Annotated in this window: 12 protein-coding genes; all 12 read left to right on the top strand. The window is 71.2% G+C overall.

Annotated elements, in window-relative coordinates; all coding sequences use genetic code 11:
- Window positions 1-254: 254 nt before the first annotated feature.
- Window positions 255-512, top strand: coding sequence for a HypC/HybG/HupF family hydrogenase formation chaperone (locus ABE957_RS11055; RefSeq protein WP_349758751.1), 258 nt, complete (start codon window positions 255-257; stop codon window positions 510-512).
- On the top strand, window positions 487-870 hold the full coding sequence (locus ABE957_RS11060; RefSeq protein WP_349758752.1) for a hydrogenase maturation nickel metallochaperone HypA/HybF: 384 nt from the start codon (window positions 487-489) through the stop codon (window positions 868-870). The genes ABE957_RS11055 and ABE957_RS11060 overlap by 26 nt, the downstream gene beginning before the upstream one ends.
- Window positions 871-897: 27 nt before the next feature.
- Entirely contained in the window at window positions 898-1,692 is a 795-nt protein-coding gene (hypB, locus tag ABE957_RS11065; RefSeq protein WP_349758753.1) for a hydrogenase nickel incorporation protein HypB, read from the top strand.
- A 3-nt stretch (window positions 1,693-1,695) separates the two neighbouring features.
- On the top strand, window positions 1,696-5,355 hold the full coding sequence (gene hypF, locus ABE957_RS11070) for a carbamoyltransferase HypF (protein WP_349758754.1): 3,660 nt from the start codon (window positions 1,696-1,698) through the stop codon (window positions 5,353-5,355).
- Between the two features lie 13 nt (window positions 5,356-5,368).
- Window positions 5,369-6,394, top strand: coding sequence for a hydrogenase expression/formation protein HypE (gene hypE / locus ABE957_RS11075; RefSeq protein WP_349758755.1), 1,026 nt, complete (start codon window positions 5,369-5,371; stop codon window positions 6,392-6,394).
- A gap of 30 nt (window positions 6,395-6,424) precedes the next feature.
- Window positions 6,425-7,627: a 4Fe-4S dicluster domain-containing protein gene (locus tag ABE957_RS11080; RefSeq protein ID WP_349758756.1), complete on the top strand. Its 1,203-nt coding sequence runs from the start codon at window positions 6,425-6,427 to the stop codon at window positions 7,625-7,627.
- A complete protein-coding gene (locus tag ABE957_RS11085; RefSeq protein ID WP_349758757.1) occupies window positions 7,624-8,457 on the top strand; it encodes an FAD/NAD(P)-binding protein in 834 nt (277 codons plus the stop codon). Before ABE957_RS11080 ends, ABE957_RS11085 begins: the two co-directional genes overlap by 4 nt.
- A 2-nt stretch (window positions 8,458-8,459) precedes the next feature.
- Complete coding sequence (locus tag ABE957_RS11090; RefSeq protein ID WP_349758758.1) at window positions 8,460-9,284, top strand: NADH-quinone oxidoreductase subunit B family protein; 825 nt, start codon at window positions 8,460-8,462, stop codon at window positions 9,282-9,284.
- Window positions 9,281-10,582 carry a Ni/Fe hydrogenase subunit alpha gene (locus ABE957_RS11095; protein ID WP_349758759.1) on the top strand — a complete coding sequence of 434 codons (1,302 nt, stop codon included), beginning with the start codon at window positions 9,281-9,283 and terminating at the stop codon, window positions 10,580-10,582. The genes ABE957_RS11090 and ABE957_RS11095 overlap by 4 nt, the downstream gene beginning before the upstream one ends.
- Window positions 10,566-11,153, top strand: a complete 588-nt coding sequence (locus ABE957_RS11100; protein WP_349758760.1) for a hydrogenase maturation protease — start codon at window positions 10,566-10,568, stop codon at window positions 11,151-11,153. Before ABE957_RS11095 ends, ABE957_RS11100 begins: the two co-directional genes overlap by 17 nt.
- Window positions 11,154-11,237: 84 nt before the next feature.
- A complete protein-coding gene (locus ABE957_RS11105; protein WP_349758761.1) occupies window positions 11,238-12,701 on the top strand; it encodes a dihydrolipoyl dehydrogenase in 1,464 nt (487 codons plus the stop codon).
- A gap of 2 nt (window positions 12,702-12,703) precedes the next feature.
- Complete coding sequence (locus ABE957_RS11110; protein ID WP_349758762.1) at window positions 12,704-13,741, top strand: patatin-like phospholipase family protein; 1,038 nt, start codon at window positions 12,704-12,706, stop codon at window positions 13,739-13,741.
- Window position 13,742 lies beyond the last annotated feature (1 nt).

Consider the following 13,742-nt stretch of genomic DNA (forward strand, 5'->3'; position numbering starts at 1 on the left):
TATCGCTTTCGGCGTCTTGAAGTCACAAACCGAATATCGGCCACAACCAACTCAATGAGGGTTGCGGCCGGTCAGGAGAGACGGTATCTCCTCTTCGGCTTGTCCCCAGCGCCCCTTGATTCCGTTAACTGCGATCGCCTTGCGATGCCGGTAGAAGCGCGCCCGGTCTTCTACAGTGAGGGTCAGGAGCACCGGCAGGATCGGAGCGTGGGCGCCTCGCCCACCCCCACCGACCAGGGAGCAGACCGCCGACCATGTGCCTGGCCATCCCCATGCAGATCACCCGCCTCGACGGCGACAGGGCGCGCGCGACTTCCCGCGGCATCGAGCGCGACATCGACCTGATGCTGGTCCAGGACCAGGCCCTCGCCGTGGGCGACTTCGTCATCGTGCACGTCGGCTACGCCCTGCAGCGCTTGGAGCCCGACGATGCCCTGGCGACCTGGCGGCTGATCGACGAGATGGAGGGCGCCGACGAGGCGGACGATGAGGGAGCCCCGGAACGTGCATGAGCTGAGCCTCTGTCGATCGCTGATTCGCCAGGCCACCCGAGTCGCCGCCGCGCATGGCGCGCCGAGCATTCGCCGTATCCGGGTACGCATCGGGCCACTTTCCGGCGTAGAGGTCGCGCTGATGCGCGAAGCCTTCCCGCTGGCGAGCCGCGACACCCCCGCCGAGGGCGCGCGGCTGGAGATCGCGACCTCGCCGGTGCGGATCCACTGCCCTCGCTGCGGGGAGGAGGCCGAGGCCCGGGTCAACGACCTGACCTGCCCTCGCTGCGGCCACTGGCAGACCCGACTGACCGGCGGCGACGAGCTGCTGCTGATCAGCGTCGACCTCGCAGCCCCCCATCTCCAACCAAGCCCCTAGTCCAACCAAGTCAATAGGAGACCCATCGTGTGCCAGACCTGCGGCTGCGCCCTGCCCGACCACCTTCATCCGGAATCGAGCGATGATGACGTCCACACCGTGGCGGTGCTCGAGGGCCTGAAGGCCCACAACGACGCTGCCGCGCGTCATAACCGCGCGCACTTCGACCGTGCCGGGCTGCTGGTCGTCAACCTGATGTCTTCCCCGGGCGCCGGCAAGACCCGCCTGCTGGAGGCGACCATCGAGGCGCTGGGCGACCACCATCGGCTGGCGGTGATCGAGGGCGACCTGGAGACCGAGAACGACGCCCGACGCATCCGCGCCAAGGGCGTGCCCGCGGTGCAGATCACCACCGGCAGCGCCTGCCACCTGGACGCGTCGATGGTGCACCGCGCGGCCCATGCGCTGCCGCTGGACGAGCTGGACATCCTGTTCATCGAGAACGTCGGCAACCTGGTCTGCCCCGCGAGCTTCGATCTGGGTCAGCATGCCAACGTCACCCTGCTCTCGACCCCCGAGGGCGACGACAAGCCGCTCAAGTACCCGGTCATGTTCCGCGCAAGCGACCTGGTGCTGATCACCAAGACCGACCTCTTGCCGGTGCTCGACGACTTCGACGTCGAGGCCGTGGCGGAGCACATGCGCCGGCTCGCCTCCAACGCCCCAGTGATGGCGCTGAGCAGCAAGGCGGGCTCGCTCGATGCCTGGCTCGAATGGCTAGAGGTTGGACTCGCCGAGCGGCGCCGGCGAATCTTTCGCCCGGCGGCGGGTGGAGAGCACCTGCTGACACCTCCCGCCGTTCCCGCCCCAGGCATCGCCTGATCCATGACGGCCCTGTCTCCCGGCGACTGGCTGTCGCGGATACGCGCCCTGCCCCGGCCCCCGTCGGGCCGCCTGCGGATCATGAATGTCTGCGGCGGCCACGAGCGCACCATCACCCAGGCCGGCCTGCGCACGGTGCTGCCCGACTACCTGGAGCTGATCCCCGGGCCGGGCTGCCCCGTCTGCGTCTGCCCCGAGGAGGATATCCATGCCGCGGTGGCCTTGAGCCTCGCAGACGACGTCATCGTCGCCACCTTCGGCGACATGGTGCGCGTGCCCTGCAATGCCCCGAAGCGCGAACCCCGCTCTCTCCAGGCGGCCCGGGCCCTCGGCGGCCAGGTGGTGCCGGTCGCCTCCCCCGGCGAGGTGCTGGCCCTGGCTCGCCGACATATGGATAAGCGGGTGGTCTTCTTCGCCGCCGGCTTCGAGACGACCACCGCACCGATCGCCGCGATGTTCTCGCGCCCCGACCTGCCGGCCAACCTGCTGCTGCTGCTCAGCGCCCGCCAGACCTGGCCGGCTATCGCCCACCTGCTGGAGGATGGCCGGGCCGGCTTCGATGCGCTGATCGCTCCGGGACACGTGGCCACCATCATGGGCGCCGAGCAGTGGCGCTTCGTGGCCGAGGCACATGCCTTGCCCACCGCCGTGGCCGGCTTCACCCCGGGCCTGATCCTGGAGGGCCTCTACCGGGTGCTCCAGCAGGCGCTCGACCGCGCTCCCAGGCTGGACAACGCCTACCCGCAGTGCGTCAGCGCCGAGGGCAACCGTCGGGCGCGTGAGCTGATCGCCTCAACCTTCGACATCGAAAGAGCCGACTGGCGCGGCATCGGCTCGCTTCCCGACTCGGGCTATGCCTGCACGGAGGCACTCTCCCACCGCGACGCCCGGCGGCAGTTTCCCGAGGTGTTCGAGGCCGCCTATGCCCGCCGCGGCGAGATGCCTCCCGGCTGCGACTGCGCCGAGGTGGTGCTGGGGCGGATCCGACCGCCGGAGTGCCGGCTCTACGGCAGCGCCTGCACCCCGGATCGGCCGGTGGGTCCCTGCATGGTCTCCGACGAGGGCGCCTGCCGGATCTGGTGGTCGAGCGGCGTCCGGTCGGGCCAGGCGCCGCCCGCCCGGCGGATCGCCGCCACCCCGATCGACGCAGTCCCTGATGAGACAGTCCCTGTCGATACACCCCCAGTCGAGACAACCCAGATCGAGAAAGACACTGTCGAGAAGGCCCCTGCCGAGCCATCGCCCAGCCTCGAGGCGCGCCGCTGGCGGCTGGCCGGCGTCGTTCAGGGCGTGGGCTTTCGCCCCTTCGTCCAGCGCCTGGCCAGCCGGCTGGAACTCGCGGGTGAGGTGCGCAACCGGGGCGGCGAGGTGGTGATCGAGGCCCAGGGGAACACCGAGCGACTGGCGGCGTTCGAGCGCGCCCTCCTCATGGATGCACCGCGCCTGTCGAGACCACGCCTCGTCAGCAGCGAGACGCTCGCGACCCAACCATTCGAGCTCCCGCCGAACGCGGCCCGAACGTTCGTGATCCGGCCAAGCGACGATGAGGGAGATGACGCGGGCCCGGTCCACCTGCCGCTGGACACCCCGGTCTGCCAGGCCTGCCTGGCGGAGATGCACGATCCGCAGGACCGTCACTACCGCTACCCCTTCACCCACTGCGACCAGTGCGGCCCGCGCTACAGCGTGATCGAGCGGCTGCCCTACGATCGCGCGCGCACCAGCCTGGCGGCCTTCCCGCTCTGCCCGGCCTGTCGGCGAGAATACGAGGACCCGGACAATCGGCGCTTCCATGCCCAGTCGATCGGCTGCCCGCAGTGTGGGCCCCGCCTGACGTTCGTGGAGAGTGTCGCACAGGGTGTCGTGCAGGACTTCGTGGAGAGCAATCGGACGCTCACGGATCCCGAGGAGGCGCTGGCGGCCGCCATCGCGGCCCTCGACGCGGGCCGGATCGTCGCCGTGAAGGGCGTCGGCGGCTATCACCTGATGGCCGATGCCGGCCAACCGGCGACCGTGGCGACACTGCGCGAGCGCAAGCACCGGCCCCACAAGCCGCTCGCCGTGATGTTTCCCTGGCGGGGCGAGGACGGCCTGGACGCCGTTCGCGAGCAGGCCCGGCTCGACCCGGTGGCCGCCGAGGCCCTGCTCTCGGACGAGCGTCCTGTCGTGCTGCTGCCGAAGCGAGCCGGTGCTCTCTTCACCGACGGCCTCGCCGACGGCCTCCCCGATGGCCTGGCGGCGGGCCTGGCAGAAGGCATCGCTCCGGGGCTTAACGAGATCGGTGCCCTGCTGCCCTATGCGCCCCTGCACCACCTGCTGCTGGAGGCGCTGGGGCGCTCGCTGGTCGCCACCTCGGCCAACCTCGCCGGCGAGCCCATCGTCACCGATCCCGCCTCGGCCGAGCAGCGCCTCGCCCGAATCGCCGACGCCTTCCTGCATCATGATCGCCCCATCCTGCGGGGCGTCGATGACGGCGTGCGGCGCCTTATCGCCGGCCGGGCGCGCCCCCTACGCCTGGGGCGCGGCGCGGCGCCCCTGGAGCTCGAGTTGCCCGATCGGCTGACCGTGCCGGAGGCCCAGCCCCTGCTCGCCGTGGGCGCCCACCAGAAGGCCACGGTCTGTCTCGCCTGGGGGACACGGCTGGTGCTGTCGCCGCATATCGGCGATCTCTCGAGCCTCGCCGCCCAGCGCGCCTTCGACCGCCAGGTCGAGACCCTCTCGCGGCTCTATGGCGTGCGCCCGGCGCGGGTCCTCCACGACGCCCACCCCGGCTATCACGCCACCCGCTGGGCCCGGGACAGCGGCCTGCCCTGTGATGAGATCGCCCACCATCACGCCCATGCCGCCGCGCTGTGCGGGGAACACGGCCGCTTCCGCGAGCCGACCCTGGTCTTCACCTGGGACGGCACCGGCCTGGGCCCGGACGGCACCCTGTGGGGCGGCGAGGCCCTGCTCGGCCGACCCGGCCACTGGCGGCGCCACGCCTCCTTCACGCCCTTCGCCCTGCCCGGCGGCGAGGCGGCCATCCGCGAGCCCTGGCGCCTCGCCGTCACGCTCTGCTGGCAGAGCGGCCTGGCGACGCCGGACGTTCCCGGCAGCGACGACGAGCTGGCCCTGCTGCGCGGGATCTGGGAGCGGCGCCTCAATGCGCCGCCCTGCTCCGCCGCGGGCCGGCTCTTTGATGCCGCCGCGGCGCTGCTGCTGCCGATCCGCCGGGCGAGCCACGAGGCCGAGGCGGCCATGCGCCTCGAGGCCCTGGCTGAGGAAGAGGGCGAGGGCGGCGGCGATGGCCTTGAGCTGCCCCACCATCGCGATCCGGACGGGGTGCTACGCTGTGACTGGCGCCCGCTGATCCGCCACCTCTGTGACGCCCGCCTCGCCCCGAGCCGCCGCGCCGCGGACGTTCATGCCACCCTGGTCCAGGTGCTGCGCCGCCAGGCCGAGGCGGCCCGAGAGACCTCCGGCGTGACGACCCTCGGCCTGACCGGCGGCGTGTTCCAGAACCGGCGGCTGACCGAGGCGGCCGTGGCGGCGCTGGAAGACGACGGCTTCACGGTGCTGCTGCACGAACGGCTGCCCTGCAACGACGCCGCCATCAGCGTCGGCCAGGTCATGGAGGCCCTGGCCCGGCACGATAGCCCCGACACGATAGCCCCGGCATGAGGAGACGTGAGCAATGACGCCCGACCGCGACACGGACACCGTCACCCTGGCCCACGGCAACGGCGGGCGCCTGATGCGCGGGCTGATCGAGTCGGTCTTCGTCCGCCACCTGGGCAACCCCTGGCTGGCCCCGCTCGCCGATGCCGCCGTGCTGCCCGATGCGATAGAGGAGGATGAGGCGCTGGTCTTCACCAGCGACGGCGTCACCGTGCAGCCACTGTTCTTCGCCGGGGGCAACATCGGCAGCCTCGCCGTGCACGGCACCGTCAACGACCTCGCCGTCGCCGGCGCAACCCCGCGCTACCTGAGCGTCAACGCCTTTCTCGAGGAGGGGCTGCCCCTGGCGCAGCTCGAGCGCATCGTCGAGAGCCTCGCCGCGGCGGCCCGGGCCTGCGATGTCCAGGTGGTGGCCGGCGATACCAAGGTGCTGCCGCGCGGCCTCTGCGGCGGCGCCTACTTCGGCGTCTCCGGGATCGGCCGGCGCCCGCGCGACCTGACGCTCGGCGCCGAGGGCATTCGCCTGGGCGACGCGGTGCTGGTCAGCGGGCCGGTGGGGGATCACGGCATCGCCGTGATGCTGGCCCGCGAGGCCTTCGGCCTCGGCGGCACCCTGGCCTCGGACAGCGACAGCGTGCTGCCCCTGACTCAGGCGCTGCTGGACCTGGCCGGCCTGCGCTTCATGCGCGACCCGACCCGCGGCGGCCTGGCGACGGTGCTCCACGAGGTCATTCACGCCACGGGCCTGGGGGTGACCCTTGAGGAGGCGCGGCTACCAATCCGCGGCGCCGTGCGCAGCGCCTGCGACATGCTGGGCTATGACCCGCTGTATATCGCCTGCGAGGGTCGGGTGGTCGCCATCGTCGCCGAGGACGAGGCCGACGAGGCCCTGCGGCGCTGGCAGGCGCTGCCCCAGGGGCGAGACGCGCAGCGGATCGGCACCCTCGACCCGCACCACGACCGGCTGCTGCTGATCAACGACTGGGGCGGCGAGCGCCTGCTGCAGGAGCTCGAGGACGATCCCCTGCCGCGCATCTGCTGAGATTCGACGACGTCTGCAAGGGAGACGGCAATGAAGGTGCATCACTTCCTGGCGAGAGACCGCTTCCCGTCACTCCTCGAGGCGCTGGTGGCGGCGGGCTATGAGGTCATCGGTCCCCAGGTACGCGACCACGCCATCGTCTTCGAGTCGCTCTCGACGGTGGAGCAGCTTCCCCGGGGAATCACCGACGAGCAGGCCCCTGGCCATTACCGGCTACGGCGCACCGAGTCGGGACGCCTCTTCGACTGGGCCACGGGTCCCCAGGCGATCAAGCCGCTGACCTTCGCGCCCCGCGAGACGCTGTGGCGGAGCGAGCGCCAGCCCGACGGCCGGCTGGTGTTCCGCGAGCAGCCCCCCGAGGCCCAGCCGACGGCGGTCATCGGCGTGCGCGCCTGCGACCTCGCGGCGCTGTCGATTCACGACCGCCACTTCCTGCACGACGCCCATCCCGATCCGCACTACCGCGAGCGACGCCGCAACCTCTTCCTGGTCGCCGTCAACTGCCTGCGCTCCGCGGCCACCTGCTTCTGCACCGCCACCGGGGACGGCCCGCGCGTCCAGCACGGCTTCGACCTGGCCCTCTCCGAGCTCGACGACGGCTTCGTGGTGGAGGCGCATTCGCAGGAGGGCCAGGCCATCCTCGACGCCCTGGAGACCACCCCGGCCCGCCATGACCAGCTCGAGCAGGTGGAGGCAGGGCTCGAACGGGCGACCTACCAGCAGCAGCGCCGGCTGCCCGAGGGCTCACTGCCGGACATGCTGCAGGCGGCCGTCGACCACCCGCACTGGCAGAGTCTGAACGACCGCTGCCTGACCTGCGGCAACTGCACCGCGGTCTGCCCCACCTGCTTCTGCCAGACCCACGTCGATGACCTCTCGCTGGACGGCCAGACGTCCGACCACGGCCGGCAATGGGCCAGCTGCTTCGACCCCGACCACAGCTATATCCACGGCACCGTGATCCGCGCCGAGCGGCCCCAGCGCTATCGCCAGTGGCTGACCCACAAGTTCGGCACCTGGGTGGAGCAGTATGGCCGCAGCGGCTGCGTGGGCTGTGGCCGCTGCATCGCCTGGTGCCCGGTGGGCATCGATGTGACCGAGGAGCTGACTGAGCTGTCTATGGCGCCCGAAGACGCGCCTCCTAAAGCGCCCGAACCCGCGCTGTCCAGAGCGCCCGAGAACGCGCCCCCCACGACGCCCGCTCGGCCCACCGATGGGGAGGAGCGGTCATGACCAGCGCGCTGGTGCCCTTCGAGGCCGAGGTCGTCGGCTGCAAGGACGAGACCCCGGACATGTTCAGCCTGCAGCTGCGCTTCACCGACCCCGAGGTGCAGGCCGCCTACCGCTTCGCGATGGGCCAGTTCAACATGCTCTACCTGCCGGGCATGGGCGAGGTGCCGATCTCCATCGTCTCCGATCCCGACGAGCGGGAGTGGATCGACCACACCATCCGCAAGGTCGGCTCGGTCACCCGCAACCTCGGGCGACTCAAGGTCGGTGACCGGCTCGGCCTGCGTGGCCCCTACGGCCGCGGCTGGCCCACGGAGGCGGCCGAGGGCACCGACCTGGTGATCGTCACCGGGGGGCTCGGCTGCGCGCCCTCGGTCTCGCTGATCGAATACGTCCTGCACCGCCGGGGACGCTACGGCCGCCTGCACATTATCCAGGGGGTCAAGCACTCCAATGACCTGATCTGGCGACATCGCTACGACGCCTGGCGCCAGCACCCGGACGTCGAGGTCTACCTGACCGCCGATACCGGCGACACGCTCTGGCCCTGGCATACCGGCCCGGTGACCCAGTTCTTCGAGCGCATCGACTTCGACCCGGCGCGCTGCTCGGTCTTCATCTGCGGCCCGGAGGGCATGATGCGCGCCGTCATCAAGGCGATGCGCCAACGCGAGGTGCCGGACGAGCGGATCTGGCTCAGCATGGAGCGCAACATGCACTGCGCCATCGGCTCCTGCGGCCGCTGCCAGCTGGGGCCCAAGTTCGTGTGCCGCGACGGCCCGGTCTTCACCTGCCGGGAACTGGCGCCCTACCTGTCACACCGGGGAGTCTGACCATGACCAACGGGACCCGCCGCGCGCGCATCGCCGTGCACAAGTTCAGCTCCTGCGACGGCTGCCAGCTGGCCTTCCTCAACCTGGGCGAGCCCCTGCTGGCCCTGGCCGAGACCGTCGACATCCTGCATTTCGCCGAGGCCGGGCCGGTCGACGAGGAGGCCGAGGTCGACATCGCCTTCATCGAGGGCAGCGTGGCCACCTCAAAGGACGCCGCCCGACTGCGCGGCATCCGTGAACGCAGCCGCTACCTGGTCACCCTCGGCGCCTGCGCCACCGCCGGCGGCATCCAGGCGCTGCGCAACCTCCACGACGCCGACGAGTGGATCTCCGGGGTCTATGCCCAGCCCGAGCATATCGACCTGCTCGCCGACTCCACCCCCATTGCCGAGACCGTCAAGGTCGACCTGGAGCTCTGGGGCTGCCCGGTCAGCGGCGAACAGGTGCTCGGCGCCACCAAGGCGATGCTCGCCGGCCACCTGCCCCGGGTCGACCACGGCGCGGTGTGCATGGAGTGCAAGCGCCAGCAGGCGGTATGCGTGATGGTGTCCCAGGGCAGGCCCTGCATGGGGCCTGTCACCAGCACCGGCTGCGGCGCGATCTGCCCGCGCTTCCAGCGCGACTGCTACGCCTGCTACGGGCCCGCCGTGCAGGCCAACGTCTCGGCGCTGGCCACCCATCTGGCCGATAGCGGCATGCCGGCAGGCGAAGTCGCCCGGCGCCTGCTGTTCATCAACGGCCATGCCGAGCCGTTCCGGGGCGAGGGCCTTTACTGGCAGGCGCGGATCATCCAGCGATCGGGCCGCCGCGAGGAGGAGCAGGGATGAGTCACAGCACGCAAACCGGCGAGATCCACGTGCCCATCCTGGCGCGGGTCGAGGGCGAGGGCGCTCTGGACATCCGCATCGAGGGCGGCCGAATCGAGGCGCTGAAGCTGCGCATCTTCGAGCCGCCGCGGCTGTTCGAGAAGCTGCTCGAGGGGCGCAGCACCCAGGACGTGATCGACAGCGTGGCGCGCATCTGCGGCATCTGCCCGGTGGCCTACCAGCTGAGCGCGGTCGCGGCGATCGAGTCGATCCTCGGCGTCACGCCCACCCCCTGGGTGGAGGCGATGCGGCGGGTGATGTACTGCGGCGAGTGGCTGCAGAGCCACAGCCTGCATATCCACCTGCTGGCCGCCCCCGACTTCCTCGGGTACGACAGTGCCCCGGCGATGGCCAAGGACCATCCGGACGAGGTTCGCCGCGGCCTGCGCCTCCAGGCGCTCGGCAACGAGATCATCCGCATCTTCGGCGGCCGCTCGGTGCACCCGGTCGGCCTCTGTCCGGGCGGCTTCTTCCACGCCCCCGACGCGGCGACCATCGAGGCCCTTCGAAAGCGCCTGGCCGAGGGCCTCGAGGAGGCCCGCGAGCTGATCGCCTGGACGGCCGGCCTGCCGCTGCCCGAGGACGACCAGGACTTCGTCTCGGTCTCGCTGCGCCATCCCCAGGACTACCCCATCACCGCGGGCCGGATCGTCTCCGACCAGGGGCTCGACCTCGACCCGACCGACTTCACGCAGCGCTTCCGCGAGTTCCAGGTCCCCCACTCCACCGCCCTGCACGCCCAGCTCGACGGCCACCCCTACCTGGTCGGCCCGCTGGCCCGGCTCAACAACAACCTCGGCCGGCTGCCCGCCGACCTCAGGCGGCTGCTCAGTGAGCTCGGCGTGACCTTCCCCAGCCGCAACATGTTCCACAGCGTCGTCGCCCGGGCGGTGGAGATCCATGTGGCCCTCGCCGAGGCGCTTCGCCTGACCGAGGACTATGCCCCCACCGCCGAGCCCCGCGTCGAGGCGCCCGCCCGGGCCGGGGCCGGCGTCGGGTGCACCGAGGCGCCCCGCGGCATTCTCTGGCATCGCTACGCGCTCGACGATGAGGCCCGGGTCGTCGAGGCGCGGATCGTCCCGCCGACCAGCCAGAACCAGGCGCGCATGGAGGAGGACCTCGCCGCGAGCCTCACGCGCTTCGGCCTGGAACGCGACGACGATGCCCTGCGGCTGCACGGCGAGATGGTGATCCGCAACTACGACCCCTGCATCTCCTGCGCGACCCACTTCCTGGATTTTCATGCCTGGCGAAAATAAGGCTTCCGACAATGCGCCGCGCGAGACGAAGCCAGCCGAGACGGCACCCTGCCCGGCTCGGCCGGAGGAAACCGACTGCCGGCCGGCGGGCCATGCCTACCTCTTCGGGCTCGGCTCACCCCATGGCAGCGACCGGCTGGGCTGGCTCGCCGCCGACGCCCTGCAGGGCGCATTGGCAGGCCGCGACGATGTCAGCGTCGAGTGCCTCGCCCAGCCCGTCGACCTCTTCCTCCACGCGGTGACGGCAAGCGACCGCCTGCTGCTGGTCGATGCCATGCGCGGCCAGGGTCCGCCCGGCACCCTCAGGGTCTTCGCGCCAGGGGAACTGCCGGAGAGCGGGGGGCGACTCTCCTCGCTCTCCTCGCTCTCCTCTCATGGCCTCGACTTGGCCGGCACCCTGGCGCTGGCCGAGGCCCTCGGGCTCTTCCGGGGCGGCATCCGGATCATCGGCATCGAGATGCCGGCAGACATGCCGAAAGAGGAAGGGCCCGACGCGCCCGCGCCGCGGCTCGACGGGGCAACGACCCGGCGACTCATGGAGGCGGTGCTTGGCTGGCTCGACGGCCGATGATCGCCGCGACATCGGGCCTCGGCGGCCACCCGGCTCGGGCGTGCCATAGTGAACGGAGAGATGTCGCTACCGGAGGCAGAACAGATGCAGGAGCGTAAGGTCGAGATCGCCATCGTCGGGGCCGGCAGCGCCGGGCTCAGCGCCTGGCACGCCGCCCGCAAGCATAGCGACAGCGTGCTGCTGATCGAGGGGGGCGCCTACGGCACCACCTGCGCCCGGGTGGGCTGCATGCCCTCCAAGCTGCTGATCGCCGCCGCCGAGGCCGCCCACCAGGCCCGCGAGGCCGGCGGCTTCGGCGTCGAGGTCGGCACGGTCGAGGTGGACGGGCGCGCCGTGATGGAGCGCGTCCGGCGCGAACGCGACCGCTTCGTGGGCGGCGTGCTCGGGACGGTGGAGCGCCTCGGCGAGGCGAATCGCCTGGAGGGCCACGCCCGCTTCGCCGACCCGCACACCCTGGTGGTCGGCGAGCATACCCGGGTGACGGCCCGTACCATCGTCATCGCCACCGGCTCACGGGGCACCTGGCCGGACCTCTTCGACGCGGCCGGCGACCGGCTGATCGTCAACGACGATGTCTTCGACTGGGAGGACCTGCCCGACTCGGTCGCCGTGTTCGGCCCCGGGGTGATCGGCCTGGAGCTCGGCCAGGCGCTGCACCGGCTGGGCGTGCGCCTGCGGGTGTTCGGCGTGGGCGGCGCCCTCGGACCCTTCCGCGACGAGACCGTCTGGGCCTATGCCGAGCGCACCTTCAACGAGGCGTTCTACGTCGACCCCGACGCCCAGGTGGAGCACATCGAGCGCGACGGCGACGCCGTGGTGATCACCTTCCTCGAGCGCGATAGCGGTACGCGACTCACCGAGCGCTTCGACTACCTGCTCGCCGCCACCGGCCGGCAGCCCAACCTCGACCGGCTCGATATCGAGCGGGCCCGCCTGGCGCTGGACGACCAGGGCGTGCCGCGCTTTCACCGCTTCACCCTGCAGTGCCTCAACGCCGACGAGAGCCCCGGCCATATCTTCATCGCCGGCGACGCCAACCAGGCGCTGCCGCTGCTGCACGAGGCCAACGCCGAGGGGCGCATCGCCGGCGACAACGCCGGGCGCTACCCGGAGCTGCGCGCCGGCCACCGCCATGTGCCCCTGGCGGTGGTCTTCACCGAGCCGCAGATGGCCACCGTCGGCGCCAGTCGGGCCGAGCTGGAACGCCAGTTCGGCGACGACTGCATCGCCACCGGCGAGGCCTCCTTCGAGGACCAGGGGCGAGCCGTGGTGATGCGCCAGAATCGCGGCCTGATGCGCCTGTATGCCGAGCACGGCTCGGGCCAGTTCCTGGGCGCCGAGCTGTTCGGCCCGCGGGTCGAGCACCTGGCCCACCTGCTGGCCTGGATGCTGGAGCAGCGGGTGAGCGTGGGTCGCCTGCTCGAGATGCCCTTCTATCATCCGGTGCTGGAGGAGGGCCTGCGCAGCGCCCTGCGCGACCTCAACGCCAGCCTGCGCCAGGGCCCGGCGATCACCGAACGCTGCATGGAATGCGGCCCAGGAGACTGAGCATGACGCCACGACGCCTCACCTCTGGCATTACCTCTGGCATTACCTCTGGCATTACCTCTGCCATCACCCCTGCCATCGCGTCGTCGATCGCGACCGCGCTGCTCATGAGCGTCCTGGTCAGCGCCTCGCTTCCTGCCGCCCCAGCCTTCGCTGCCGACAGGGCGATCACTGCCGCGCCCGACGCAACGGCGCGCCCGACCATCGGCCTGGCGCTGGGCTCGGGCGGGGCCAACGGCCTGGCGCACATCGCCATCCTCCAGGTCTTCGACGATCTGGGGATCGTGCCCGACCGCATCGCCGGCACCAGCATCGGCGCGGTGATCGGCGGGCTCTACGCGGCGGGCCTCTCCGCCGAGGAGATCCACGATATCTTCGACGACGTGGCCGGCTCGCCGCTGGATGCCGTCTCCGGCCTGGCCGAATCGGACCTGAAGCTGAGACAGCTGCTGCCGTTCCGGCGCGAGGAGGCCGGGCTGCTCGATTCCAGGGGCTTCCTGCGCTTTCTGGCCAGCCACACCGAAGTGCGCGCCTTCGAGGGGCTGCGTATCCCGCTCGAGATCGTGGCCACCGACTACTGGACGGGAGACAGCGTGATCCTCGACGAGGGCCCGCTGTTTCCGGCCATCGGCGCCAGCATGGCGGTGCCGGGGCTGTTCGTGCCCGTCAGCCACGGCGAGCAACTGCTGATCGATGGCGGCACCTCCAACCCCCTGCCCTTCGATCTGTTCGACGGCGAGGTCGACCTGGTCATCGCGGTGGACGTCTCGGGCAGCCAGCCACGCGACGAAGGCGAGGAGATCGGCCTGACCGACATGCTGTTCCAAAGCTTCAAGATCACGCAGAAGGCGATCATCCGACAGTCCCTGCGCTACCGTCCTCCCGACCTCTACCTGCGCCCGGAGACCCAAGGCGTGCGCCTGCTGCACTTCCATCGCCTCGACGAGATCCTGCGCCAGACCGCGCCCGCCGCAAAGGTGCTTCGCGAGCGGCTCGAGGGCTGGCGGGCGCCGCCGACCGGGACGGCCCCGCCGTCGTAAG

Source organism: Halomonas pelophila, from assembly GCF_040196315.1.
In the GTDB taxonomy this organism is placed as follows: Bacteria; Pseudomonadota; Gammaproteobacteria; order Pseudomonadales; family Halomonadaceae; genus Halomonas; species Halomonas pelophila.

Coding starts and splice junctions, on each gene's coding strand:
- ABE957_RS11055 (WP_349758751.1), top strand. CDS start 255: ATGTGCCTGGCCATCCCCATGCAGATCACCCGCCTCGACGGCGACAGG.
- ABE957_RS11060 (WP_349758752.1), top strand. CDS start 487: ATGAGGGAGCCCCGGAACGTGCATGAGCTGAGCCTCTGTCGATCGCTG.
- hypF (WP_349758754.1), top strand. CDS start 1,696: ATGACGGCCCTGTCTCCCGGCGACTGGCTGTCGCGGATACGCGCCCTG.
- hypE (WP_349758755.1), top strand. CDS start 5,369: ATGACGCCCGACCGCGACACGGACACCGTCACCCTGGCCCACGGCAAC.
- ABE957_RS11080 (WP_349758756.1), top strand. CDS start 6,425: ATGAAGGTGCATCACTTCCTGGCGAGAGACCGCTTCCCGTCACTCCTC.
- ABE957_RS11085 (WP_349758757.1), top strand. CDS start 7,624: ATGACCAGCGCGCTGGTGCCCTTCGAGGCCGAGGTCGTCGGCTGCAAG.
- ABE957_RS11090 (WP_349758758.1), top strand. CDS start 8,460: ATGACCAACGGGACCCGCCGCGCGCGCATCGCCGTGCACAAGTTCAGC.
- ABE957_RS11095 (WP_349758759.1), top strand. CDS start 9,281: ATGAGTCACAGCACGCAAACCGGCGAGATCCACGTGCCCATCCTGGCG.
- ABE957_RS11100 (WP_349758760.1), top strand. CDS start 10,566: ATGCCTGGCGAAAATAAGGCTTCCGACAATGCGCCGCGCGAGACGAAG.
- ABE957_RS11105 (WP_349758761.1), top strand. CDS start 11,238: ATGCAGGAGCGTAAGGTCGAGATCGCCATCGTCGGGGCCGGCAGCGCC.
- ABE957_RS11110 (WP_349758762.1), top strand. CDS start 12,704: ATGACGCCACGACGCCTCACCTCTGGCATTACCTCTGGCATTACCTCT.